The sequence below is a fragment of the Mesorhizobium sp. M0522 genome, from assembly GCF_040321085.1.
Classification (GTDB): domain Bacteria; phylum Pseudomonadota; class Alphaproteobacteria; order Rhizobiales; family Rhizobiaceae; genus Mesorhizobium.
The window spans coordinates 54612-78818 of record NZ_JAMYQW010000033.1 but is presented as its reverse complement, the minus strand read 5'-3'; the positions used below and the strand labels follow the sequence as shown (position 1 = coordinate 78818).

The following is a 24207-nucleotide window of genomic DNA, read 5'->3' as shown; positions in this document are numbered from 1 at the left end:
CCATCAAAAACTTGACGCCGGCACCGCGGTGCTCAGGTCCTCATGGCCGCCGGATACACGTCTGCGGTCTTCACCGGATGGGTACCCACTTCAATGCGTTCTGGTCGTAGGAGTTGAATGCCTCGGCTAAGGCCTCCCTCCTCCCCGTACGGCGCTGGGCGGGCCGCCCACGATGGTGAGTGCTGCGGCCCTTAGGTCGTGATGATCCCCTTGCTGCTTAACCATTTCACCCTGTTGGGCAACCGCTAGCAAGCGAATGAGCGTGACGTCCCCTTCCGAGCCAACCTCAACATAGTCGCGCCGCCCTGCTCCGCCCTTCTGGTTCGTCGCACTTGTCCTGGGCCGAGCCAAATGTTGGCATGTTTGGATAGAGCGCTAACCCAAAAAAAACGAGCGGCGCTCAGCCTGCAAGAAAAAGTCATCACCGATCTGTCGAGATTCTTGCTTGGCCTTTATCAGTAACGTCTCTAGCTCGTTGCCGTTCTCTTCATCCTCATTCGCCAGTGCTCGCCAAGTGCTGCCATAGTACTGCTTTACGATGAAGAGGACGAAGGCTTGGGGGGTCAACAACCGATCTACAGCCCATCGGTTATCATCATGCCGACCTATATGCATGTGGGAGCACGGATGGTTGAACCGGCTGTATTGCGCTGGCGCATTTTCGTAACGTATCAAAGGGATTCTGGCGTCCGGAGGACGGTGGCGGAGATACGCTAGAAATTCTTCATGGCTGATTAGACCTGCGCCAAGAAGTTCCTGCCATTTTGCGGCCTTTGCAACGGCGTCGCTGTCACCGGAAAGATAGGGGTTCGGGTAAAATGCATATCGCACATTGTCTTCGCTACTCCAGCTAAATTGGAAATAGGAATAATCGGTTAGACTGAAATTGTAGTGAGATATCTTCAGACCAAGTTCATAGATATCAACATACGGAGCATTGGATTTCAGACAAATATCCCGGAACTCATCGTTTACACCTAAGGGTGTCGGATCACTGATGGTGAGCCCAAGGCCTAGCTCATCAACAATTTTCCAGGCCTGACTAATTCCGGTTTGCACGTCATGTCTATTCATCCGGGTCCTCCAGCGAAAGGAGGTCCGCGGCCTCGTCAATCTCAAAACCTTCGGCTTGAAGCCTACCGAGATATTCCTCTCTGATTTGCTTGGCCTTGATAGATCGCTGATTTAGATCGCGTTGAATGGTGTCGACCCGTCGAAGGTTTGGCATGACGAACGACAAGTTGGGAAAGTTTGCTAACGCTGTCTGAATCTCCTTGCAAACCACACTCGCGTTCGCCCCAACACCCGAAACCCGCAGCCACGCCTTGGTCCTCGTGAAGGCTGTAAACAGCTTATTGCGTCCCGAGCGTGAAGCTATGGTGACGGCATCAACGCCCGCTGCAAAAACGACTGCCGCCTCGTTGCCTTTGGCGCGATAGACAGTCGATAGGGTAACTTTCCCCGGGAGTGTGAATGGCGGCTCATTGTAGGGATCGGCAGTAATATTGTTGGAGGCGATACCCGCTTCCGAAAGGAGCGATGATAGCTTTCTGAAGTACGATTTGGCCGCCTTGTCATCTAGCGCTATGACCAACAAGTCTTCTGGCTGAAGGCCGCCCTCGATAAAGCTGGTAACTTGTTCTGCTATCCATCTGCCTTCAGCCTCAAAATTGGGCGCGATGTGGCATTCAATTGTTGGGGGAACCCTATCCGTCGACAAGTTAAGAGGACTGTTGGTGGGAGGTCGCGATATGAGGACCGGCTGACCTACAACAAGCGGACCGGGCGTGAGCACATCATACCCGACATCTTCCCAATGTTCTCGGCTCTCCAGCATCTGAACGATATTATTATAGATGCCGAAGCCAAGTGCGTGAGCGGTGACCAGAACCTCCCTCTGATTGCGATAGCACTTGCGAAGAATGGTATCGTTGTCGGTATCGACGGGCAAGTTTGCGCCAGCCCGGGGCAACGAAATTCGGGGCTGCCCATCACGATCTAAGCCGAACAATTGGTCAGGCGTACGTATCTGTATGTCCAATATGTTCTGCAACTCATCATAAGCCCAGACAATATTCTTCTTATCTCTTTCTCCTGCTGCGAGGCCGAAACACAATTCATAAAACCCGCTTGGAAAATCCTGCCCTTCATCAATCAGGATATGATCGTACTGGGGGCGTATCTGTACCCGAGCGATTAGATCGCGGCAGGCAAAGTCGAACGGATCGATGCGCTCCCCCATCTTAGCTCTCATGTACATTGCGCCTTTTTGGGCCTCCGGAAATGTGAGAGGCGGTATGCCGTGTTTTGCGCAAGCATCAGCGTAAGTGCCGGCTCGCGAAAAACCGCCCCACCCGTGTCGAATGTGAATTTTAGTCCAGTCGGGGTCCTCGTCTTTGAAGTTGCGAAAGAAACGGGTGATAAGCCCCTTCAGGGACGCGTAGAGCGAGCGGGTGTAAAAGGTGACGAGAATTCGCTCCGATGGTTTGGTCAGATGTAGATGGGCGGCCTTCATCGCGAGAATTATCGTCTTGCCAGAGCCCGCCAATCCTCTGATCCGTTGTGGCCCATCAATATTCACAAGCGCGGCTCGTCGCTGCCGTTGGTCAAAATTCGCGATATCCAATTCCAGCTTGAGCAGCGCGGCAGCCGGCCTTTGAATTTCTGGGTTTTTAATGTTCCGGGGCTTTGGGCGGCTTAAGGCCTTCGCTCCCTCAAGCACTGAACGGGTTTCAGCCGTAGCAGCTTGGGGGATTGGATTCCGTTGCTGGCTGGCAAGCAGTTGCTCAAATCCGGCCAGTGAGGTGACCGTCTCACATTCAATTTCCAAATCATCGGGCGGCTTTGCCGTGAAGTATAGGATCGGCAGCACGGGAAATATTAGTGATGACATCCCCTCTCGAAGAGATTTACTCTTCAACAGTCGGCCAATCAGGATGCTACAAAACTGCGTCAGCGATTCGTCTAGCGCCTCAATTTCGTCGTTTGACGCGTCCTCGCCATCTCTTAGGAACTTTATCGCGATGATGCCGTGTGAAGGTGACACCAAGAGCGCGTCTGGCTTATGCGCAACAGTCTCATAGTCTGCATAGGTTGGAAAATCGTAGTACAGCGCCGCGTCTTCTAGCCCAAGATGGCTTGCCCGCTTTTTAATGTGGTCGATCAAAGAACGGGCGGCAGGATCGCCTGCTATTCGGTTGGTGGTTATGAGTATGTCGAGCGCCATCTTAAAGCTCCCCAGATTTTCTGAAATTTGCAAGCGCTCATCAAGGCGACCGCAGTTGAAGGCACACCATAGCCGATTGGATAGGGCCGATCCAACTGCTGGCACCTCTTTCTTGTTCAGCGCTGAGGAACGGCCCAATGTTTGCCAACCCTCCTTTCGAGCGGAGCGCTTTGGTGGTACACACGGGAAGATCGGCTGCTTAAATAGTCTATTGGGATCAATGGCTTTAGGTTGGACAGGGCGTCTCCTGTCGGGTGCGCCAAATCTCAAATTGTACGGCCCGGACACATGGGTCGCGGTTTATACCGGAGACATGGTGGACCGCATCCCTGGGTGAGACACCAATTAGGGACAGTTCCCCAGATTTTGGATTGCGCACAGCCTCATAACGCAACGGTTAAGTAGGAGACCGCGGCAAGTCCGCAGGGGTCAAGCCTGTGTAAAAACGCCGGGCCTGGCTCCAATCAGATCCGTGGATCGTGTACTGTGATGAGACGTCGGAACCGAGGATCAGCGGATATGGACGAGGAGGGCTTGGCCGAGATCTCAGCCCGATATATTCGCTTCGCCGATACGGAAGCTCGCGGTCGCTCGCCGCTCTACGAGGAGTTGGCTCGGGCAGTCGCTGGGAACCGGGAGGCGCTCGGTTTCCTGTCGACTCTTCCGGACCTAAAGCGGCAACCGAACCTTCTACTTGCAGCGGTGCGTCACCTGTTCGGCACGCCGACAGGGTGGACCGAGTTTCGCCAGGCGCTTCAGGCTAATCCCGACGCTATCCGCTCGCTCATGCTCGAGCGCTCAACGCAAACCAACGAGCCGGGAAGATGCGCCACCCTGCTCCCCGTCCTGGCGCGTTTGCCGCAGCCGCTGGCCCTCATCGAGGTCGGGACCTCCGCAGGGCTCTGCCTCATGCCCGACCTCTACGGCTATGACTACGGACGCAAGGTGATCCGCGCACCTGCGATGGCCTTGGAGCCGCCTGTCTTCCGATGCCTCGCCAGCGAAACAACGCCATTGCCGACGGCCTTGCCGCAAGTCGTCTGGCGGGCGGGATTGGACCTGAGCCCGATAGATGCTTCGGACGACTCGCAAGTCGCATGGCTTGAGACACTGGTCTGGCCGGAACAGACAGCACGGCTCGCCAATCTGCGGGCGGCCCTAAAGATCGCTGCCACAGTCAAGCCTCGGGTGGTGAAAGGCGACCTGCGCGGGAGCGACCTCGTGCAACTCTGCAACGAAGCGCCAAACGACGCTACACTCGTCATCTTTCACACAGCCGTCCTCGACTATGTCTCCGACCTTGGTGACAGAGAAGCTTTCGCCGAGCAGGCGATGCGTCTCTCGCCTTATTGGGTATCGAACGAGTTCCCTCGCGTCTTCCCGTCCATCGCCACACGCGCCGGAACAAGCTGGCCGCCTGGCCGCTTCCTCCTATCTGCGAACGGCTCCCCTGTAGCTTGGACTGACCCGCATGGCGCCTCGCTCGAATGGATCGCGGACGAGGCGTAGGCTATAGGTGGTGGGTTGCCGTCCTTGGCCAGAGACGCCATCCGTTGTCAGTTTCATCTATGCTCGTTTGCCACTGCTTGCGTCTTGAATTCGCGGCAAGCGCCCTTCGGACTTGCTACCGGGCGGTTGAACGAAGGAACGGCGCGCTGGGCGCGCGAAGACCGCATCCGCAGTCGGGAACCACAGCTATCGGCAAGCCGTTTACGCTGCAAACCCGCCTCTCGATCCTCAGAGCCGGGCGAGTTCTCCGAGACCCACAAATTGGAGATTGATCATGACTAGCGCTGCCGACCGCGATCCGCGCCACCACACGCAGAAAATGCAGAAAAAGTTGGAGGAGGTGAAGCAGCACCTTCGCGAGGACATCGAGAAGGTCGATGAGCCGCAGCTCAAGGCGATGTTCGAGACGTCCGCCGAGGTGATCGGCGGTCTCCAGAAGGCGTTCCAGGACTATGAACAGAAGAATGAACCCGCTTGGCGTTGAACGGCCTCTTCGCGGGTAGGTTTCAAAGGAGCGCGCCGTGCCCGCACCACCCGAAATGGATGTCGTTCTCGAAAAGCTGCCTTTGAGGATCGGCGCCTACGTACCCGACGATTTGCTGGAGGACTGGTTCGCGCCGGGAACGGGCATGAACCCGGTCAGCAAGGAGGCGCTTGCCGCCGCCAAGACTTACGGTTGGCGCTTCGAATGCGAGTTCAAGCACTACCCCGAACGCAAGGAAGGCGTGTTCTGGAAGTGGGTGCCGGCGATCTGACCGGCGCTGGACGTTCCGGGGAAACGCAGAACCGGTCTATCTTATTGTTTGACGCAAATACCGGACGGAAAACCGCTTCACACTTTTCCTGGAATTGCTCAGCCTCCGCCTATCGGCGTCGTCACCTTGCCGGTTCCGCCGCATTCGGGGCAGGTGCGGCCGTCGATCATGCCTGACCCTGCACAGCGGCGGCAAATATTCTCGCCAGCGCCTGGAGTGCCTGCCGGGACGTCGTCCGTGTTGGTCTGACCGGCTTGCCGGGGGTTGCCCTGCAGCTTGTTTCTCAGCCGGGCGACCCGGCCTTCGTCGACCTCGAGCGGCCTGCTGCTGTCGTCCGGCAGGCCTTCGCCGGATTGGCCGATGGTTTCATTGCGCGGCCGGTCGTTCGCGCCTGTCGTGATCTTCTGAGCCATTGCGTTTGCCTTTACGCCTTGCAATTTTCGAACGCCTCAGCTCCGCAGAGGTTCCGGTTCGACCGGCAGCCTTTCAGCCGGATTTTCGCCGCACATTATCTATCCTGAACCCGGATTTCGGCCGCGCCGGCATGCGGGCAAGCGAGACGGTCATATCCTGATCAGGCACCTGGTAGGCCATCGACCGCGTCAGCAGGCGAACCGCTTCCATGATCAGCGCGACGGTGACGGCTTCTCCGGGGCAGCGATGGGTAGTCGCCGGATCTCCGCCGCCATGCGGGATGAAGTCGAAGCCGTGGGTTTTCCAGCTCAAGCCGCGCTCCGGGATAAATCGGTCCGGCTCCACAAACAGGCGGCGATCGTGGTTGGTGCCGTGCAGGTCGAGCAGAACCCAGTCGCCTTTGCCGAAGCGGTAGCCCTTCCATTCGAAGGGGTGGCGGGCGCGGCCGCCGATGAACGGGAAGAACGGATAGAGCCGGCGAACCTCCTCGGCGAAGGCTTCCAGCCCGTCGTCATCGCCGGCGGCGAACTTATCGTACCATTGGCGGTGCTGGTGAAGCGCCAGCGCCGCAAACATGATGAAGCGGCCGATGGCGACAACCGGCCGGATGATGTTGATGATCTCGACCGCAGCACTGGCAAGATCGAGCGGCATTCCCTCGGCATCGACATATTCGCTGACGAGGCGGACCGGGCTGTTTGCCGGCAAATCAAGCGCGCCGCTTCGAACGCGCCGTACAAGCTCGCCGATAGTGCGTTCGGTCCGGCGTCGCCGCCACAGCGCCAGCATGGTCGACGGCCCGATGCCGCCGGCGTTCTCGACCATGCCGCTGAGCTCGCGGCAGAGTTCGGCGCGATCCTTGTCGGCGGGGATGCCGGCCCAAGCCGCTGTCGCCTGGGTCAGGACGAGATTTACGGCGTCGAACAGGACGATCTCGTCACGCCGCTGCCAGTCTTCCAGCTGGTCGAGCCAGGCGCGACGGAAGGTTGCGCGGAGCCGCTCGATCTGGTCACCATCCAACAGGATCGACAGGAAAAGCGCCTTGCGGTGGCGGTGAGCGGCGCCGTCGAGCGCCTGGACGCTGCCCTTGTCCTGCAGCAGCCGCAGCGTGGTCTGCGGCATCGCACCAATTCGGGTGAAGTGGTCGCCGCCATAAAACATCTCGGCAGCCTCGGCACCGCGAACGCAGATTGCCGGCCGCAGCATCAGGCGCGTGGCAAAGATGTCGGTGTTCATGCGCCGGCAGCGGACCGAAATGAAGTCATAGCCTTCGCGCAGCAGGGCCAAGGTGCTGTCGAACGCGGCGCGCGGAATGGGTTTTGCGGCATGATTGCCGCCATCGGCATCGATCAGTTCACGTCTGTTCATGGCGTGCTCCCTGGCGTTGAAATTCCTCAACGAACGGCCGGCACTTTCGATCACTCGACTTTTTGACGGCTTTGCCGCGCCGCCCTTCGGCCGCGGCTGGCAAGGATGGTGGTCAGCGTGACCGGACGAAAAGCCCAGCTGTCGACGCCGACGTCATACTGGCGCGTGACCGGGGTCAGCCTGCCGTGGGAATGGCCATGCAGGTCGATCGATTTCCTGCCGATCTGGTTCCAGGTGCGAAAAGGGTAGTGGCAAAGGATCAGCAGGCTGCCGTCGAGCGCCAGCTCCTTGTAGTGTTGCGTGCTCGCCCAACCCGTGGCCTCGATGGTGGCCGCAGCATCGTTGTTGCCGATGATCAAATGCTTGCTGCCATGAAGAGACGCCAGAAGCGACGACACGAACGCGGCCGATCCCCTGGCAAAATCGCCGAGATGCCAGACCTCGTCGTCCGGCCCGACAGTCTCGTTCCAGAACGCAATGAGCGACCGGTCATGTTCCGCCAGCGAGCCGAACGGGCGGCGGTCGATGCGCAAAATGCGCGGGTCGCTGAAATGCGTGTCGGCGGTGAAGTAGATCATGCGCTGGAGCCTGTTTCGAACTGCCGATCTGGGCGCGTGGCGCACCAAGTCCATGTGGCTCTCCCGATGCTTGCTCAACCCGCTCGATCGCCAGTTGTTCCTGGAAGCAGGCCTAGGCAATTCCCGCTCGTCGGAACTTCAAAAAGGGGGAATTTTGAAACGGCGGAACTTTGAAATGAGACGCAGGTTAGAATGCTTGACGCCGATGCTCTGAAAGGACCTCGACGATGACCGACGCAGCACCTCTTGGGCGAAGCCCGGCTCAGGCGCGGGGCGATATCGACGCCGGGCGCGAAGGGGACAAGACCCCGGGCATCGATCCGGCTGCGGCTCCCATGGAGACCGACGCTGAATCAGCCGGCAACGCTCCGCCGAAGAGCCCTGCCGCGCGCCATGAAACGCCGAAGTTTACCAACCAGGCGAGCTATGCCAATGCGATGCGCCCGCTGACGGATGAGCCCGACGTCCAACCGAGCAGATATTGGCCGGTGCTGGTGATTGCCGCCATCGTCGTGCTGGCCGCGGCGGTTTTCATCGGCGCAGCCATGCTGCGCTGAATACCTTCATCCGAGAGCTGTGGCTGGACATTTCGTGTCCGGTCCGGGAACTTGCTGACGCGCCAGGTCCAGGCGCGATCGAGTCTGCCGCACAATGACCACCACCCATCAATTCTTTGCTCGAGACGCCGCCATCGTAGCGCGCGACATGATCGGCGCCATGCTGCTTTTGCACGGCGTTGGCGGCATCATCGTCGAGACCGAGGCCTATCGCCCGGATGACCCGGCTTCACATGCTTTCGGTGGCAGGACGGTGCGCAACGGCGCAATGTTCGGCGCCCCTGGCAGCGCGTATGTCTATCGCTCCTATGGCCTGCATTGGTGCCTCAATGCCGTCTGCCTGCCCGGCAGTGCCGTGCTTATCCGCGCAATCGAACCGCGATTAGGGCTGGAGGTGATGCGGGCCAATCGCGGCGTTGACGATCCCCGGCTGCTTTGTTCGGGACCGGGTCGCCTTTGCCAGGCGCTGGCAATCGACAAATCCCATGACGGGCTGCCGCTGGACCTGCCGCCATTCGAATTCAGGCAGCCGGGCGACGCCAGCGCCGTTCTGACAGGCCGCCGGATCGGCATTTCCAAGGCTGTCGATGCCGAGTGGCGGTTCGGACTGCGCGACTCGGATTATCTGAGCCGCAAGTTCTGATACCCGCGGCAGCGGCAGAGCAGTTGCCTGGCATCACTCGTCGGGTTTACCGAGATGCATGGGTGTCGCCTGCTGGCGGGCTTCCCTGGTCACCTCGTCGGCTCCGGCAGGTGAAATCCCTCGCAACGCCTTCGCGGCTACGGTCAGCCGGCCGCGATCATTGCCGAAGCTCTTGATCAACTGACGGACCTGGTCGGCGGTGATGCCGTTCTGTTGGGCAAAATACTCGACTTCACGGTCGTCTTCCGCAGCAACGCGGTCGCGCTCGCGGAAATCTCGCTTGCTCTTATCGTCGGCCATTTTTTCCTCCTGGTGGAGCTTTGCATCAATGGCAACGTGAGCAAGCGGCTTTCGTTGCCGCGACCAGGCGGACTTTTGCGCCGTCGAGCCGACTGCCCAGGAACCATGAGGCGAGCAGCCGGTTTGGCTTGGATGCAGCGGCCCACAATTCACACGATGGAGATTACGATGACGCTCGCAAGCAAAACCACTGTAATTGCCGCGGCGCTGGCCATGTTGGCCGCGCCGGCATTCGGCCAGACGAGCCCACCTGCGCCCGCAGCGCCGGCACCGGCACCGGGGAATGGCGCCGAACAGTCGCCCGCAATGAGCGGGCAGAGCCAGGACACCATGCGCGATATGATGCGCCAGATGATGACCGAGATGCTGGAAGAGAGAATGCAGGAAGATCGCGCGCCCCGGGCAGAACGGCGAGGTCCCGACCGCTGGCATCGCGGCTACAGGATGGGCCCGCCTGACCGAGGTTGGGAGATGGGAGGCCGCGGTGGCATTGCACGCGGGATGCATGGCGCGAGGATGCGAATGATGTTCGCCATAGTAGATGCGGACGGCGATGGCGCGCTTTCTCAGAGCGAAGTCCAGGATTTCGTCGGGCGAATATTCAACGCCGTCGATGAGGACGGTGACGGCAGCGTCGACATGCAGGAAATCCGGTCCTTCTTCCACGGAGCAGGCGCCGAGGATCAGGAGTAAGTCTCCTACGGTCGGCAAGGAGGCCCTAGCTGAGGCGGCGCCCCCTATAACGACCGGGGAGGGCGAAAACCGTCGCTGGCAGATGCATTCCCTGGCTGGCCTTGCCAAGCCGAATGCCGGGTCGGAACGATTCGAGACAGCAGGAATTCAATGGCCATGACAGAGAAAACTCCAACCATCGCCCGTGTCTGGCGCGGCAGAACCTTGCCTGAGAAGGCTGACGCCTATGAGAGCTACAACTATCAAGCCGGCATCAAGCCGCTGATCGAGAAGGCGCTGGGCGTGCAGACCTTTCGCGAGGACACGCCGACCCATTCGGAATTCGTGACGATTTCCTATTGGGAAAATGTCGAGGCGATGGCGGCCTTCACCGGCGGCGATCCGACGAAAATCCACCATCTCGAGCGGGACGAAGAGTTCCTGATCGAGTTGCCGTCGCGGGTGCAGGTGTTGCGCATCCGATCGAGTCACGGGTTGCTGGGATAGGGCAGCGCCGCCCGGTTCGGCCGATCTAAGAAATCGCCGTCAAGTCGATTTCGGTGATGTGCCAGCGGCCGAGATTTGCGGTGTAGAGCTTGTCGCCCTTGAAGGCGATGTTGGTGGGGTGGGCGAGCGTCGTTGCCGCCGGATCCTCGATCACCACCTCGAGCCCGCTATCCTTTCGCCAGCGGTAGATGCGGCTCGGCTCGTAGCAAGAGATGAACAGCGACCCGTCCGGTGCGAAGGCGACGCCATCGGGAACGTTGTTCACGCCCTCCACAACGAGCTGGCGAGACCCTGCCGTGCCGTCGGCACGGATCGGCACATAGCTGAGGCAGGCCGCATGGCTTTCCACGACGTAAAGCCCATCGCCACCCGGCGCCATCGCCATGCCGTTGGCGAAGGCCATGGTCTCGCGGCACCACAGGCCGCCTTTGCCGGTGTTCAAATCATAGCGAAAAATGCCGGAGCGGTTGTCTTCGCCTACGCTGTCCGACACGTAGAGCCAGCCGCGTGTCTCGTCGACGATCGGATAGTTCGGCACGCGGATGCCGGCCGAGGCGAAGCGTAGCATACCAGCCGTCGCGGCATCCCAGCGAAAGATCGCCGAATGTCTCAAATCGCATGCAAAACAGTTTCCCGCGCTATCGAAGGCGATGCCGAGCAGAAAGCCCTCCGTACCGCCCATGCGTTCGACCGAGCTGCCATCGGCGGCGAGGCGCAGCAGGTCGCCGGTTTCGGTGCCGCACCAGATCGAGGCGTCGCGATGGATGGCCACGCCTTCCGGATGGGCGACGCGCGGGCTGGTGAAGATGCCATCGAAGAAGACCCTCGCGGCCGACATTTCGAGCAACGGCTTTGCCATGCGCACCCCCTTCAATCCGGTGCAGTATGCGACCGCTGTGCGGCGATGCAGCGCTCGACCATCCGCCGGTCGGTGGCCAGGATCTCGGCGATCAGGGCGCTGCGCTCCCTGGCGCTGACGAATTCGAGGCGTCGCAGGCCGAGCGGGTCGATGCGGTTCCGCAGGATGTCGAGCGTCTCGTTCGAGGGTAGCGCAACTTCGCGGCAATCGGCATCGAATGTCAGGGCAAAGCCGGTGGCATCCTGGAGCTGCTGGCGCGTCACGCCCGGCATGGTCTCGATGACGGCCAATTGCCGGCTCTCCCCGTCGAGCCGAAACACGCAAAGGTCGGTGAACACCAATGCCGCGCCGGTCCGATAGCCCATCGGCTCGCGTTCGGCCTCAGTCAACAGGCCGCGCGCCGAGCTGGCAATCTCGACCGTCTCGACCAGCGACTGCACGGAATGGCGGGGGACGTAGAGCAGATAATCGCGATGCATGTTGGCGACGTCGGCCATGCCGCCTTGCCCGGGCAGCCGGATAAGGCTGCCGTCACGCTTGCGCAGCGCAATGGTGTTGACGCGCCCACGGCGGTCGACCTGCGCGGCACCGACGATCTCATGCGTCACCGCGCCGGCCTGGTAGTAGGTCGAATAGGTGTCGTCGCCGCCGGCATGCGCCACCGCCGTCTCGCAATCGAGGCTTTCGATCAGCGACAGGATCATCGGGCTCGGTGCTATGTCGAGATGGCCGCAACTCATGGTGGCGATGATCATGTCCGGCGCGTGCGTCGCTTTGGCCAGCCGGTAGGCGACATTGGCGAGCGGCGACACCGCGCCGGCACTGGCAAAGCTCTCATTGTCGAGCTCAGCGGCGATGCGGGCGGCGATGATCTCGTCGATGGACGCCTCCTTGTTGCCGTGCACGAGCCTGGGCATTGCGAGGACTGTTTCAGCGCGGACTTTTGCAGCGTCTTGAACCCGCTCCGGCACGCCTTCCGAAGGCATGCTCAGGCTGTCCGACAAAGGTATTTCCTTGGCCGCGAACGCCCCCGCCAACGCTTGATAATCCGTCACATAGAATGGCAGGCAGGAGGCGGGATAGGCGCCGCCTGGTGCCAGCGCGATCGCCGACACCTGGTTGCGGGTCAAAATGCTCTGCCGACCATTATGCCGCAGCGCTCCGACCGGGACGATCTCCTCGACCGTCACCAGCACCTCGCGCGCCGCGCCGGCCATGGCGAAATCCAGCGCCCGTGGTCCGATGATCTGGACATTGCCGCTCTCGTCGGCACGCTGGGCATGGACGACGAACGTATCGAGCCGCAAGGCCGGGATGATCCCGGTCGTGATTCCCGCGATCGGATCGGGCGCGGCGATCGCACCCGGCACGCGCGCCAGCATGTCCGAACCCTCCGGAAGCTGAAACGGCATCAACGGCAGGTTCTGCTGCCCCGCCCGCAGCGCCTGGATCATGGCCAGCGCCGTCCAGTCGCGGACCGGCACGGCATTGGTCTCGGCAGCCGCGCGGAAGCGCGGCGGCAAGCCAAAAATATCGAGGCTGGAAAAGCAGATATCGACCTCCGCCACGGCATTCGCTTCGAGAAGCAGTTCGAGCGGCAGGCCGCCGGCCCAGCAGACATAGCGAAGATCCTTGACGCCCAAGCGGGCGATGGCCCGCAACAAGGCGATCGGCAGCCGGGCAAAATGATGGCCACCGACACCGAAGACGCCGCCGCCGCCGACCATCGCCGCCAGCCCTTCGACGTCGGTGAAGCGCGGCCGGTTCGGCTTGACCAGGGAGATCATTGCCCGGCCTTCTTCGCCCGCGCGGCACTCTTTTCCGCGAACGCCTTCACCCGCTGCTGTCCGATCTGGCTGCGATAAAGCCCGCCCAGAATGTCGCGCTCCATGGCAAGGCCTTCGGCCAGATCGTCCGACACGGCATGCGCGGTCAGCGCTTTCAGCCCTTCGATCGCTGCGGCCGGTTCGGCGGCGATCATCTCGGCGAGTTCCAGCACCCGCGGCATCAGCCTTTCGGCATCGACGATCTCGTTGACCAGACCGGCGCCGACGAACTCGGAAGCCGGCACGATGGCGCCGGTCATCAGCAGAAAATTGGCGCGGTTGCGGCCGAGCTTCTGGACGCTGCGCTGGGTGCCGCCGCCGCCGGGGACCAGCCCGAGCTTGATCTCGGGCAGGCCGAGCTTCGCGAACTGGTTGGCGATGACGATGGCGCAGCACAGCACCAGCTCCATGCCGCCGCCGAGCGCAAAGCCGTTGACCGCGGCGATGACCGGCTTGCGGTTGTTCTCGACCGCCGCATACATGCGCGTGCCGGCGGCCTGGAAGGCGTCGAACTCGATAGCTGTCTGGGCAGCGTATTCCTTGATGTCGGCGCCGGCCATGAAGCCGCGCCCCTCGCCTGTCACCACGATCGCGCCAACGCTGTCATCCTGCGACAGCGCCTCGAAAACCTCGGTGATCTCGCTTTGCATCAGCCGGTTCATGGCGTTGAGCTGATCGGCGCGCCGGAAGGTGACGACTGCGACGCGCCTGGATATTTCCAAGCTGAGTGTCTGGTAAACGCTCATCGTCAGACAGCATCCACGGTCATGTCGCCGGACGCCTCAAGCGCTGCAATCTCGCCGCTGGAGAGGCCGAACTCGGCCAGTATCTCGCGGCCATGCTGGCCGACCAGCGGCGCCGGCCGTTCTATGGTAGCCGGCGTCTCGCTCATCTTGACCGCCGGCGCGACCACCCTGACCTTGCCGCCGCGCGGATGATCGTAGCTGGTGATCATGCCCAGGTGCTTGACCTGCGGGTCCTCGGCTGCGCGCCTTATGTCCTTCACCTCGGCACACCAGATGTCGGCTGCCAGCAGCCGCGCCAGCAGGTCCTGCGTGGCAAACTTCCTGGTTTCGGCGTTGACCTTGTCGAACACCTCGTCGCGCCTGTCGAACAGCGTCTTCAGATCGTCGTAGACAGCAAGCTGCGGCGCCTCCAGCACTTCATACAGCGTCTTGAACGGGCTCATGGCGATCGACACATAGCCGCCGTCCTTCGCTTCATAGACACCGAACGGCGCCTGCATGCCGGGGTGGCCGATGCCGGAATTCGGGCGCACGAAATCCTCGCCGAGATTGAGCACGGCGACATATTCCTGATTGAGATGCGCCAGCATGCCGGCGAGCAGATTGACCTCGATCTTCTGGCCCTTGCCGGTCTTCTCGCGATAGTAGAGCGCCGACAAGATGCCGTAGACCATGTTCATGGCGCCGATCTGGTCGGCGAGGCCGGCGCCGGCCGGAACAGGCGCCTGGTCGCCGCGGCCGGTGTTGGAAATCAGCCCGGACAAACCCTGGATCAGCATGTCCTGGCCGGGACGCTCGACATAGGGGCCTTCCTCGCCATAGCCGGAGCCCGAGCAATAGATGATGGCGGGATTGACCGCCCTGAAATCCTCGTAGCCATAGCCGAGCCTGGCGAGCACGCCGGGGCGGAAATTCTGCACCACCACATCCGCCTTCTTGGCCATGTCCATGATGATGGCATGCACCTTGCGACTTTTCAGGTTGAGCGCGATGGAGCGCTTGTTGCGGTTCCAGGCGAGGAAATTCGGGCTTTCGGAGCCGCCGACCCATTTGGCGAAGAAGGTCATGCCGCGGAACATGTCGCCGGCACCGGCACGCTCGATCTTGATGATGTCGGCGCCCATGTCGCCGAGCAGCTGCGTGGCGAACGGCCCTTGCAGCAGATGGCTGAAATCGAGAATGCGGACGCCTTCGAGGGCTTTGTTCATTTCATGTCTCGTTGGTTGTCAAAGCAGGTCGGGTACGTAGCGGGGTGCTGCGGTGAGGCCGCCGTCGACGCGCAGGTCGGTACCGGTGGTGAAGCCGGCGGCGTCGGAGGCGAGATACACGGCAGCTTCTGCCACTTCGGACGGTTTGCCGATGCGGCCGAGCGGGTGCATCTTCACCCAGGCCTTGGCGAGGTTGCCGCCGATCTCCTTGACCAGTTTATCGTTCATTGGCGTGTTGATGGTGCCGGGCGAGATCGAGTTGACGCGGATGTTGAGCGGGCCGAACTCGACCGCCATCTGGCGCGTCATCGCCATCACCGCACCCTTGGCGCCGGCATAGGCGGTCCAGCCGTCGAGCCCGATATGCCCTTGCGCCGAGGCCATGTTGATGATCGAGCCCGATTTCTGCGCGATCATATGCGGCAGCGCATATTTGCAGCCGCGGAACACGCTGGTCAGGTTGACGGCGATCAGCCGGTGCCACTGCTCGTCGGTCATCTCATGGACCGGCATGCCGCCGATGGCAACGGCGGCATTGTTGACGAGAATGTCGAGATGGCCGGTCTTGCCGATGGCTGCGTCGATCAGGGCGACGATATCGGCCTCCTCCGCCACGTCGCAATGGACGTAGTCGGCGCGGTGGCCGGCGGCGCGCAGCTCGGCTGCGAATTTTTCACCCTTCTCGTCGGCGATGTCGCCAAGGAAGACATGCGCGCCTTCCCTTGCCATCGCCTCGCTGATCGCGTGGCCGATGCCGTCGGCGGCGCCGGTGACAATTGCGGTTTTCCCTTTGAGACGATCCATTTCAGCCTCCAATGGCGCGCCGGCGCTTCGCTTCGTCGAAGGCAACGGCGGCAATGATGATCATGCCCGTGATGACCAGTTGCCATTCGGTCGGCAGGCCGAGGCCGCGCAGGCCGTTGGACAGGAATTGCAGGATCAGCACGCCGAGCGCCATGCCGGTCAGGCTGCCGATGCCGCCGGCAAGGCTCACCCCGCCAAGCACGGTGGCGGCAACGACCTGGAACTCGAAATTCAGCCCGGCCGTATGCTGCGCCGAACCGACGCGGGCTGCCAGGATGATGCCGGCTACCGTCGCCAGCAGCGCGCTGATGATGAAGCAGGTGAACTTGACGCGGCGCACGTCGTAACCCGCCAGCCGTGCCACTTCCGGATTGCCGCCGACGGCATAGATCTGCCGCCCGAACGGCCGGTGCTGCATCACGTAGGCGAAGACGGCGAGCAGGACGATGGCGATGACAGCCGAATAGGGAACGACGTTGAACAGGCGGCCGTCCGACAGCGCGATGAAGCTGTCGAGCGCGGCATCGTCTGGAATAGCGCGCTGGCCGGTATAGAGATAAACGCCGCCGCGCATGATGAACATCGTGCCCAGGGTCACGATCAGCGAGTTGATGCCGGCATAGGCCGTCAGATAGCCATTCACGACGCCGATGATCAGCCCGAACAGCAGCGCGCCACTGATGCCGAGCAGCAGAGAATTCGTGTCGTTCATGATGATGATCAGCGGCAGGGCGATGGTCGCCAGCAGCGAGCCGATCGAGATGTCGACCTCGCCTGATATGAAGACGATGGCGCAGCCGATGCCGGCTGTCAGCGCCAGCGAAGCCTGACCGAGCACATTGGTGATGTTGCGCACGGAGAAGAAATTCTCGGCGGTGAAGGAAAAGAACGCGATCACCAGAATGAGGCAGAGGAGCAATGCCAATTCCTGGCGCGCGACGAGCCGCGCCAGCATGGACGGCCCAGCTTTCATGGTGTCGGTGCTTGCCAGGCTCATCGCTTGGTCCCTTTGCGAAGCGTCATCGTCTTAGCCGATTGCCGCATTGAGGATGTTCTCCTGCGTGGCCTCGTCGCGAGGCATGATCGCGGTGAGGCGGCCTTCGCACATCACCGCGATGCGGTCGGCAAGCCCCAGCAGCTCGGGCATTTCGGACGTCATCATGACGACCGCCAGGCCCTCGCCGGCGAGCCGGTCGATGAGCGCAAAAATCTCCGACTTGGCGCCGACGTCGATGCCGCGGGTCGGCTCGTCGACGACGATCACCTTGAGACCGCGCATCAGCCAGCGCGAGATCAGCACTTTCTGCTGATTGCCGCCGGACAGATTCTTGACCTGCTGGAACAGGCTGGGCGTCCGGATGCGGAAACGGTCGACATAGTCCTGCACCGCCTTGCGTTCGCTGACCTTGTCGACGAAGCCCATTCTGGCGAAGGCGCCGAGTGAGGCGAGGCTGGCATTCTGGTAGACCGGCAACTCGCCCATCAGCCCCTCGCTCTTGCGGTCCTCGGTGAGCAGGCCGATGCCGAGCCGGACGCCGGTGTGCGTTTCGTGCGGCAGCAGCCGGCTGCCATCGACCGAAATGACGCCGGAAGTGATCGGGTCGTAGCCGACGATGGCCTTGGCGAGCTCGGTCCGGCCGGCCCCCATCAGGCCGAAGAAGCCGAGGACCTCGCCGGCATGCGCCTCGAACGACACATCCTTCAGCTTCTTGGCGGTGCTGAGCCCTTCAACGGAAAGCGCGACCTTGCTGCCCGGCGCGCCGCGCTTACGAGGGAACAGGTTTTCGATGCGCCGGCCGATCATGTCCTGGATCAGCGTGTCGTTGGTGTGCTCGCCGATCGGCCTGGTCGAGACGTGGCGGCCGTCGCGCAGCACGGTCACGGTGTCGGCGATCTCGAAGACCTCGTCGAGCTTGTGGCTGACATAGAGCACCGCGATGCCCAGCGCGGCCAGCCGGCGGATGACGGTGAACAGCAGCGAGACCTCGTTCGGCGTCAGCGAGGAGGTCGGCTCGTCCATCACCACGACGCGGGCCTCATGGGCGAGTGCGCGGGCGATCTCGACCATCTGCTGCTGGCTGACCGGCAGCGATCCCGTGCGCGCCGCCGGGTCGACATTGAAGCCGATACGCTTGAACAGAGCGGCCGCATCGGCACGGATCTTCTTCCAGTCGATCGAGCCGCCTTTGCCGGTCGGATAGCCTTCGAGGAAGATGTTTTCGGCGACGCTGAATTCGGCGATCAGCGCGATCTCCTGGAACACCACCTTGATGCCCTCTTTCAGGCTATCGCGCGGCGACTTGATGTCGGCCTCGCGGCCGCGCAGGCGGATGGTGCCGGCATCCTTGCCGTAGACCCCGGCCATGATCTTGATCAGCGTCGACTTGCCGGCGCCGTTCTCGCCCATCAGGGCATGGATTTTGCCGGGTTCCAAGGTCAGATCGACATTGTCCAGCGCCACCACGCCGGGAAAACGCTTGCCGATACCGCGCATCTCCAGCGCCGGCACGCTTTTGTCGACAGCCACGGTTTCGCCGGGGTGAAGGAAATCAACCGACATTGGCTCTGTTCCGCACGATGTCGAGATAGGTCGCCAGGATGATGACGATTCCAGGCACCACCATCTGCAGATCCTGGTTCCAGCCGAGGATGATGATGCCGTTGTCGATGACCTTCAGCACGAGCACTCCAAGCAACGTGCCGAGCAGCGAACCGCGGCCGCCAAGCAGGCTGGTGCCGCCGAGGATGACGGCGGCAATCACCGTCAGCTCGAAGCCGCGGCCGGCGGTCGGCTGGCCGGCATTCATCAGCGACGACAGGATCATGCCGGCGACGCCGACGCACAGGCCGGTGACGACGAAGGCGAACAGCTTCAGCCGTTGCGAGCGCACGCCGGAGAGGCGGACCGCTCGCTCATTGGCGCCGACAGCGTAGAGATAACGGCCGAGCGTGGTGAAGCGCAGCGTTGCCGCGGCCAGCGCGAAAATCAGCGCGGCAACGACCACGGGCAGCGGGATCGCGCCGAGATAGCCGGCGCCGAGATCGGTGAAGCTTGCAAGCCGGTGGTGGTTCTGCACCGCCTCGCGGGTGAACAGATAGACGCCGCCCTGCAGCATCATCATGGTGCCGATCGTGGCGATCAGCGAGTTCACCTTGAGCCTGGTGACGACCAGCCCGTTGAACAGCCCGACGGCACCGGCAAAGGCGAGCGCCGCCAGCAGGCCGAGCGTCAGGCTGTGCGTTGAATTGAGCACGGCCATGCCGATGCAGCCGACAAAAGCCAGCGATGCACCGACCGACAGGTCGACTTCCGCGGTGATGATCAGCATCGTCATGCCGGAGGCGACGATCAGCACCAGCGCGCATTGGCGCAGGATGGCGATGATGTTGGCCTCGGAATAGAATTGCGGCGCGGCAATCGAGATGGCCATGCAGAGCACGGCCAGGATCACGCCGAGCACCAGCTGGCTGCTGCCCAGCAGCTGGCCGCCGATGAAACGCCTTGGCGCGGAGGATTGCGTAAGCTCGCTCATGTCCATTTCATTTCCGGGCCGCATCGGGTGCCGTCGCCGTCTGGAAACTGCCGGCCAAAACAGGGCGGTTGACCTGTTTTGCCGTCGGCATCCGATCCGATGCCCTTCCCGCCGCGCGGGAAGGGCTAGCCGGAATCCTTACTTCTTCAGATCGGCGGAAGTTTTCATGCATTTTTCCGGTGGCTGAAGCGCATTGACGGCATCCCATTTGATTTTGCGTGTGGTGCCATCGTAGTCGTAGAACTTGTTCCAGTCGTCGCCGTTCATCGGCGCGGTCGGGCTGACGATGTGTTCCGGCACCTCTTCGCCGTTGAAGAGCTTAACCGCTGCATCGATGGCGGTGTAGCCTTCCTTTTCAGGGAACATCGCGGCTTCGATGCGATAGGACGGCTCGTTCTGCATTGCATTCATGAAGGCGAGGCCTTCGCCGCCGGTGCCGACCGTCAACAGGCCGTCCTGCGACTTGCCGGCCGCTTTCCAGGCCTGAAGGCCGCCGAGCGAGGAGGAATCGTTGATGCCGTAGATGATGTTGATGTCGGCGTTCTTGGCAAGTGCCGCCGAAGAGACCTCGAGCGCGCGATCGGGATTGCCGCCACCGTCGAGGTCGTGGACCATGACCGCGTCGGGGATGATGGTCTTGAGGCCATCCATGAAACCCTGCGACCGCAGCACCGTGGCGGACAGCAGCGGCAGGCCGACATTCATCACCTTGGCTTTGCCTTCGAGCTTTTCCTTGGCGTATTTGCCGGCTTCGACGCCGGCGGTGTAGCCGGTGTCGTAGTCGCAGATCGCGACCATTGTGGTCATGCCCTTGACCGGATTGCCTTCGAGCACGACTGGAACGTTGTTGGATTTCGCCTGGCGCAGCAGCGGCACGACGCCTTCCTCGTTGACGGGCGTGATGATCAGGACGTCGACGCCCTTGGCCATGAAATCTTCGGCGGCGGAGACCTCCTTGGCAACGTCCAGATTGGCGTCCTGCACCTCGAGCTCGATACCGAGTTCTTTGGCGCGGGACTGCATGCCCTTGATGACGTTCTGATACCACTCATGCGTGGCGTAGTTGGTGACGTAGCCGATGCGCTTCGGCATGTTTTCGGCGTGTGCCGCGGCGGCGCTCAGAGCCAGCACCGCCGCCGAGGCAAACAGCATCGATTTGGACCAGTTCATGTTTCTTCTCCCTGTATTTCTTGTCAGTTGCTGAACGGATAGTCCCGCCGTTCCGGGTCGGCACGTGAAGAGGCGGCAGCTTCGCCCGCGCCCAGCGCCGCCGATATCGTCTCGGCCGCTGCCTTCGTCCGCTCGAATACGGTGCTGCGATCGAAGCGGGCGGCCTTTTGCGGCAGGAAGGGGACGGTGAGCGCGGCAATGACGGCGCCGGTATGGTCGCGCACCGGCATCGAGATGTTGGTGCAGCCCTCGACAGCCAGCGAGGCGCGCATTTCATAGCCGAGCCTTGCGACCTCGTTCAGCCGCGCTTCGATTTCCGCCCGGCTGCCTTGGCCTTCGCCTGCGGCGACGATCCGTTCGACGATGCGGTCACGCTCGGCGCGGCTCGAATGCGCCAGCAGCACCGCGCCGGAGCTCGTTTCGAGTATCGGGAAATGCGAGCCAAGGGCAACCGAATAACGCATCGGCAAAGGCGAATCGATCTGCAGCACGACCAGTGCGCTCTCGCCTTCGCGCACGACCAGATGGCAGCTCTGGTCGGCATTGGCGGCGAGGCCGCGCATCACCGGCAGCGCACATTCGACCAGGCGGTTCACCGGGGGATGCATATGCGCCAGCTCGAACAGCTTCAGCGACAGGCGGAAGCGGTCCGATTGCGTCCGGAAAATGTAGCCGCGCTTCTCCAGCAACAGCAGGATGCGGTAGATCTCGTGAATGGAGCGCCCCATTCCGGTGGCGATCTCGGTCTGGGTCAGCGGCTCGCCGCTGGCAGCCATGAATTCCAGTATGTCGAGCGCCTTCTCCACAGCGGGCACCCGATAGCCGTTGCGGCCGCTTTCGCCTTCGTCGACGATCTGGGCAATATCGGCGGCCATTACGCGACGCTCCGTTGCGGCTGGCCATGCCTGGTCTCGCGATAGAGCCGGTTCAGCCGATCCGCGAGCTCGGCCGCCTGCAATTCGCCGGCGATCGCCGCCGCGGCATGAGGGGCGCATTGGCGGAAGAAGCTGATGAAGCCCGGATGGGTCGGGCGCAGATAGGAGGCTTCGATCGTCGCCAGCGTCGAGGCGAAGAAGCCGCCCGAGAGAGCGTTGACCTCGGTATCCTGCCACGCCGCCAGCGACCCCGGCTGTCCGCCGGATTTCACATAGTCGCCGCGCTGATAGCCGGGCGAGCACAGAAATAGCGCGTAATCGATGGCTGCCTGCTTGTGTTTCGATTGGGCGCTGACGCCGATGCCGGCGCCGCCGAGCAAGGCGCCGGCGGATCGCGGCGTCGGCACGTCGGCGAAGCGCAGATACGGCCTGTCTGCCTTAGAGGCGTAGTTCACATAGCCGAAGGCGAACGGCACGTAGACCACGTCGTCATGCGCGATCATGTGATCGTAGCAACGGATCGGGTTCCATTTCGGCGAGTTCGGATGCGACAGCGCCGCAAGCTGGCGCAATTGCCCGACGGCCTGCGCGATTTTTTCCCCGGCGATGAACTCGTCGCCGTCTTCCCGGGGCTCACCCAGCGTCAAAAGCAGGCACATGGCGTCAGTCGGCACCAACGGCAGCCCAAGCCATTTGCCGTCCTTCAAGGCGCGCCGGCCGAGCTCCAGCACCTCGTCATGGCTGCGCGGCAGCGGTCCGTAGCGCTCCAGGAGATCGGGGCGATACGAGGCAACCTGACAGGCAGCATCGATCGGCAACGCCCATTGAAGCCCGTCCCTTGCGTAGGATTGCCAGGACGCGCCAACCGAATCCCGTTCGAAGCCGCGGCGCTGCTCGGCCGACAAATCGAACGGCACCATCAGCCCGCCTTCGGCGATATCGCCGATGAACGGATGGTCGAACACGACAAGATCATAGGCGCCGAGCACCGGACCAAGCGCGCCCTCGCCGAATTCGTAGAGGCTGCGGCGGTCCCATTCGATCTCAAGACCGGGATTGGCGGCACAATACGGCCCGATGCTGGCGTCGAGCGGACCCCAGCAGCGTCGGTGATCCCACGCGAGGCCGCGCAGTCTTGTCATGCCGAAATTCCTCCCAGAGGCGGCCATGCGCCGGCCCAGCCGATTAGTAGCAACTATTTTCACCTAGACAAGTAGTTTTTACATACGCAAAGCTAGTCCTCGCTTCCGTTTGGCGAGAAAGCCGCCCAACCATCCTTGGTGCGCATCGCGTTGCCGCCGGCCTGCAACCAAAGGCTGCGATGGATCTGGCTTTTGGGGAACTTTCGCGACGAACATTCGTTCGGTTGGCGCAGCCATCTGGAGCAGCATCACTGGAATCAGCAGCCACGTCGCAGGGAGCGGACTAAATGGACCAACCGTGGGCGCGGCCATGAACCGGTTTACCGCCTTGGCATTCGCCGCGTTCTGGCGATAACTTCGATCTGGGTATTGTTTCTGGTTCCTTAGGATTTGGCTCTGGTTGCTTGGGATTTGGAGGGGTTCTCGACAGGTCGACCGCTTAACGATGACGTCCGCCGCATGCGGTTCTGCCAGCCGGAGCCGCGTGCGTGAAGAAACTGTCGCCAGGAGCACACCGGCGCGCACATTCGGGGTTGGCAGCCACGCTGCCTGCAACGTTCCAATCGGTTTTCAGGAAACGGCGAGATCTCATGCTGCTGAGGGTGATCGTTCGAAACTGTGCCGCCATCCGTCTTGGCTGCCTCGGCGCGACGATTTTGCTGGTCGGGCTGCTTGCCGGCTGCCAGGGCGGCGTGCTCGATCCGCAAGGGCCGGTGGGGGCGGCGCAGCGGACGATCCTGCTCAATTCGGTTGCTATCATGCTGGCCATCGTCATCCCGACGATCGTGGCGACGCTCGGCTTTGCCTGGTGGTTCCGGGAAACCAACACAAGAGCGCGGTACCTGCCGGAATGGGCCTATTCCGGACGAATCGAACTGGTGGTCTGGTCGATCCCCATCCTCGTCATCCTGTTTCTGAGCGGCATCATCTGGATCGGGTCGCATGACCTCGATCCAATGAAGCCGCTGGATTCGCAGCAAAAGCCGCTTGAGGTGCAGGTCGTCTCGCTCGACTGGAAATGGCTGTTCATCTACCCCGAGCAGAATGTCGCGAGCATCAACCAGCTCGTGGTGCCGGCGGGCAGGCCGGTGCATTTCTCGCTTACCTCGGCAAGCGTCATGAACGCGTTCTTCGTGCCTCAGCTTGGCGGCATGATCTATACGATGAATGGCATGACGACGCAGCTTCACCTGCAGGCGGATCAGCCGGGCGAATTTTATGGGCGGTCGGCCCATTTCAGCGGTGACGGTTTTCCAGGCATGCAATTCGTGCTGCATGCAGTCGCAGCGGATGCCTTCGACGCGTTCGTCAATTCGGCGCGAAGCCAGGGACAGGCACTCGACAAGGCCAGCTACCAGGAACTAGCCAGACAGAGCATCGACGTGCCGCCTTCGACCTATCGCTCGGTCGAGCCGAACCTTTTCCATGAAATCGCGACGCAGGGCGTTCCGCCCGCGCCCGGTCCCCAGGCCGGTCGCCCCGAGCCGAGCGTATCGCCCAAGACAGGAGGCTGAC

Annotated in this window: 25 protein-coding genes; 8 read left to right on the top strand and 17 right to left on the bottom strand. The window is 62.0% G+C overall.

What is annotated here, in order from left to right; all coding sequences use genetic code 11:
* Positions 1-375: 375 nt before the first annotated feature.
* Together NKI58_RS27545 and NKI58_RS27540 are read right to left on the bottom strand one after the other, a co-directional pair.
* Positions 376-1074 carry a DUF2290 domain-containing protein gene (locus tag NKI58_RS27545; RefSeq protein ID WP_352788148.1) on the bottom strand — a complete coding sequence of 233 codons (699 nt, stop codon included), beginning with the start codon at positions 1072-1074 and terminating at the stop codon, positions 376-378.
* Complete coding sequence (locus tag NKI58_RS27540) at positions 1067-3226, bottom strand: DEAD/DEAH box helicase (protein WP_352788145.1); 2160 nt, start codon at positions 3224-3226, stop codon at positions 1067-1069. Before NKI58_RS27540 ends, NKI58_RS27545 begins: the two co-directional genes overlap by 8 nt.
* A gap of 519 nt (positions 3227-3745) precedes the next feature.
* Between NKI58_RS27540 and NKI58_RS27535 the strand changes: the two genes are divergently transcribed.
* From NKI58_RS27535 to NKI58_RS27525, 3 genes are all read left to right on the top strand, one after another.
* The gene (locus NKI58_RS27535) at positions 3746-4735 is read left to right on the top strand and encodes a DUF2332 domain-containing protein (RefSeq protein WP_352788142.1); all 990 of its coding nucleotides are present in this window, start codon (positions 3746-3748) and stop codon (positions 4733-4735) included.
* Positions 4736-5009: 274 nt separating this feature from the next.
* Positions 5010-5219: a hypothetical protein gene (locus NKI58_RS27530; RefSeq protein WP_352474763.1), complete on the top strand. Its 210-nt coding sequence runs from the start codon at positions 5010-5012 to the stop codon at positions 5217-5219.
* Between the two features lie 37 nt (positions 5220-5256).
* Positions 5257-5490, top strand: coding sequence for a hypothetical protein (locus NKI58_RS27525; protein ID WP_352691365.1), 234 nt, complete (start codon positions 5257-5259; stop codon positions 5488-5490).
* Between the two features lie 98 nt (positions 5491-5588).
* Here the strand turns inward: NKI58_RS27525 and NKI58_RS27520 are convergent, their stop codons facing one another.
* The 3 genes from NKI58_RS27520 to NKI58_RS27510 all read right to left on the bottom strand — a co-directional run bounded on the left by NKI58_RS27520 (position 5589) and on the right by NKI58_RS27510 (position 7850).
* Positions 5589-5903 (bottom strand): hypothetical protein, encoded by a 315-nt coding sequence (locus tag NKI58_RS27520; RefSeq protein ID WP_352788155.1) that lies wholly within the window; start codon positions 5901-5903, stop codon positions 5589-5591.
* Between the two features lie 73 nt (positions 5904-5976).
* Positions 5977-7272: a cytochrome P450 gene (locus tag NKI58_RS27515; protein ID WP_352788139.1), complete on the bottom strand. Its 1296-nt coding sequence runs from the start codon at positions 7270-7272 to the stop codon at positions 5977-5979.
* Positions 7273-7322: 50 nt separating this feature from the next.
* Positions 7323-7850 carry a metallophosphoesterase gene (locus tag NKI58_RS27510; protein ID WP_352449516.1) on the bottom strand — a complete coding sequence of 176 codons (528 nt, stop codon included), beginning with the start codon at positions 7848-7850 and terminating at the stop codon, positions 7323-7325.
* Between the two features lie 227 nt (positions 7851-8077).
* On the opposite strand from NKI58_RS27510, the gene NKI58_RS27505 reads away from it, so the two are divergent.
* Together NKI58_RS27505 and NKI58_RS27500 are read left to right on the top strand one after the other, a co-directional pair.
* Positions 8078-8407, top strand: coding sequence for a hypothetical protein (locus tag NKI58_RS27505; protein WP_352788135.1), 330 nt, complete (start codon positions 8078-8080; stop codon positions 8405-8407).
* A gap of 94 nt (positions 8408-8501) precedes the next feature.
* On the top strand, positions 8502-9050 hold the full coding sequence (locus tag NKI58_RS27500; RefSeq protein WP_352788132.1) for a DNA-3-methyladenine glycosylase: 549 nt from the start codon (positions 8502-8504) through the stop codon (positions 9048-9050).
* Positions 9051-9083: 33 nt separating this feature from the next.
* Here NKI58_RS27500 and NKI58_RS27495 read toward each other — a convergent pair whose 3' ends face one another.
* Complete coding sequence (locus NKI58_RS27495) at positions 9084-9350, bottom strand: DUF3606 domain-containing protein (RefSeq protein WP_352473022.1); 267 nt, start codon at positions 9348-9350, stop codon at positions 9084-9086.
* A 168-nt stretch (positions 9351-9518) separates the two neighbouring features.
* Here NKI58_RS27495 and NKI58_RS27490 point away from each other — a divergent pair, with 168 nt between their 5' ends.
* On the top strand, positions 9519-10043 hold the full coding sequence (locus tag NKI58_RS27490; protein WP_352788129.1) for an EF-hand domain-containing protein: 525 nt from the start codon (positions 9519-9521) through the stop codon (positions 10041-10043).
* A gap of 156 nt (positions 10044-10199) precedes the next feature.
* Positions 10200-10529, top strand: a complete 330-nt coding sequence (locus NKI58_RS27485; protein WP_352788126.1) for an antibiotic biosynthesis monooxygenase family protein — start codon at positions 10200-10202, stop codon at positions 10527-10529.
* A gap of 25 nt (positions 10530-10554) precedes the next feature.
* Here NKI58_RS27485 and NKI58_RS27480 read toward each other — a convergent pair whose 3' ends face one another.
* The 11 genes from NKI58_RS27480 to NKI58_RS27430 all read right to left on the bottom strand — a co-directional run bounded on the left by NKI58_RS27480 (position 10555) and on the right by NKI58_RS27430 (position 22692).
* A complete protein-coding gene (locus NKI58_RS27480) occupies positions 10555-11388 on the bottom strand; it encodes an SMP-30/gluconolactonase/LRE family protein (RefSeq protein WP_352827433.1) in 834 nt (277 codons plus the stop codon).
* Between the two features lie 11 nt (positions 11389-11399).
* Positions 11400-13175 carry a CoA-transferase gene (locus tag NKI58_RS27475; RefSeq protein WP_352827431.1) on the bottom strand — a complete coding sequence of 592 codons (1776 nt, stop codon included), beginning with the start codon at positions 13173-13175 and terminating at the stop codon, positions 11400-11402.
* On the bottom strand, positions 13172-13960 hold the full coding sequence (locus NKI58_RS27470; RefSeq protein ID WP_352788116.1) for an enoyl-CoA hydratase/isomerase family protein: 789 nt from the start codon (positions 13958-13960) through the stop codon (positions 13172-13174). The genes NKI58_RS27475 and NKI58_RS27470 overlap by 4 nt, the downstream gene beginning before the upstream one ends.
* A 2-nt stretch (positions 13961-13962) precedes the next feature.
* The gene (locus NKI58_RS27465; protein ID WP_352788114.1) at positions 13963-15168 is read right to left on the bottom strand and encodes a CaiB/BaiF CoA transferase family protein; all 1206 of its coding nucleotides are present in this window, start codon (positions 15166-15168) and stop codon (positions 13963-13965) included.
* An 18-nt stretch (positions 15169-15186) separates the two neighbouring features.
* A complete protein-coding gene (locus NKI58_RS27460; RefSeq protein ID WP_352788111.1) occupies positions 15187-15972 on the bottom strand; it encodes an SDR family NAD(P)-dependent oxidoreductase in 786 nt (261 codons plus the stop codon).
* A 1-nt stretch (position 15973) separates the two neighbouring features.
* On the bottom strand, positions 15974-16969 hold the full coding sequence (locus NKI58_RS27455; protein WP_352501149.1) for an ABC transporter permease: 996 nt from the start codon (positions 16967-16969) through the stop codon (positions 15974-15976).
* A 30-nt stretch (positions 16970-16999) separates the two neighbouring features.
* Positions 17000-18532 carry a sugar ABC transporter ATP-binding protein gene (locus NKI58_RS27450; protein ID WP_352637330.1) on the bottom strand — a complete coding sequence of 511 codons (1533 nt, stop codon included), beginning with the start codon at positions 18530-18532 and terminating at the stop codon, positions 17000-17002.
* A complete protein-coding gene (locus tag NKI58_RS27445; RefSeq protein ID WP_352577648.1) occupies positions 18522-19505 on the bottom strand; it encodes an ABC transporter permease in 984 nt (327 codons plus the stop codon). The genes NKI58_RS27450 and NKI58_RS27445 overlap by 11 nt, the downstream gene beginning before the upstream one ends.
* A 138-nt stretch (positions 19506-19643) precedes the next feature.
* A complete protein-coding gene (locus NKI58_RS27440) occupies positions 19644-20675 on the bottom strand; it encodes a sugar ABC transporter substrate-binding protein (protein ID WP_352788106.1) in 1032 nt (343 codons plus the stop codon).
* 23 nt (positions 20676-20698) lie between these two features.
* Positions 20699-21550 (bottom strand): IclR family transcriptional regulator, encoded by an 852-nt coding sequence (locus NKI58_RS27435; protein WP_352449531.1) that lies wholly within the window; start codon positions 21548-21550, stop codon positions 20699-20701.
* On the bottom strand, positions 21550-22692 hold the full coding sequence (locus tag NKI58_RS27430; protein ID WP_352827427.1) for an extracellular solute-binding protein: 1143 nt from the start codon (positions 22690-22692) through the stop codon (positions 21550-21552). Before NKI58_RS27430 ends, NKI58_RS27435 begins: the two co-directional genes overlap by 1 nt.
* Positions 22693-23282: 590 nt before the next feature.
* On the opposite strand from NKI58_RS27430, the gene cyoA reads away from it, so the two are divergent.
* Positions 23283-24206 (top strand): ubiquinol oxidase subunit II, encoded by a 924-nt coding sequence (cyoA, locus tag NKI58_RS27425; protein ID WP_352827425.1) that lies wholly within the window; start codon positions 23283-23285, stop codon positions 24204-24206.
* The last annotated feature ends 1 nt before the right edge of the window (position 24207 follow it).